This window comes from Huijunlia imazamoxiresistens, assembly GCF_037132455.1.
GTDB lineage: Bacteria > Bacteroidota > Bacteroidia > Chitinophagales > Chitinophagaceae > Flavisolibacter > Flavisolibacter imazamoxiresistens.
Genome location: NZ_JBBBEI010000113.1, coordinates 1 through 580 on the forward strand (window position 1 = coordinate 1; position 580 = coordinate 580).

Annotated in this window: 1 protein-coding gene; it reads left to right on the forward strand. The window is 50.5% G+C overall.

All coding sequences use genetic code 11. The features are described 5' to 3' along the window. A partial coding sequence (locus tag V9K67_RS27110; protein WP_336728277.1) for a hypothetical protein occupies positions 1 to 460 on the forward strand: 460 nt, incomplete at its 5' end. Positions 461 to 580 lie beyond the last annotated feature (120 nt).

Here is a 580-nt window from a genome sequence, read left to right on the forward strand (position 1 = left end):
TATGTTAGATCCGAAAGATGTGCGTGTGGGGAATTGGGTAATAAAAGTCACCGGAAGGGATGCCAACGGCAAAGCTTTCTTTGAATATATGCCGATCGCCATTGATGAATATTATTTTACCTGGGCTAACTATTGTTTTCCCATAAATCTTACCCCGCCACTCCTGGAAATCTGCGGCTTTCGCCCTGGTTCCGGCGGGTGGTATAAGAACCTTCAGGGGAACGACCGCGAAGAACCGCAGGTGTTACGGTACAACCAGGACGGGGGCTGGTTCCTCAACGATTGTAAACTTCCTTTGCAACCGGTGTATGTGCACCAGCTGCAAAACCTCTACTATGCCCTTACAGGGCAAGAACTTGTCATTGAGCTGTCACCCTATAGGAATATGGATATTTTGCTGCCGGTCCGCCGCTTTTTTGATCCGTTAAAGGGTGCCCTGCCGCTCAAAGCCCAAAGCTGACCGTTCCTTTTACAGCCTGTGCCGTTCGCCGGTTGCCGCCGGAGGTATAGCATGATTATTGGGCAGTAATGGCCGGAGCGATGCTTATTCTTACTCCTTGTTCCCTCCCGGAAGCAGTGA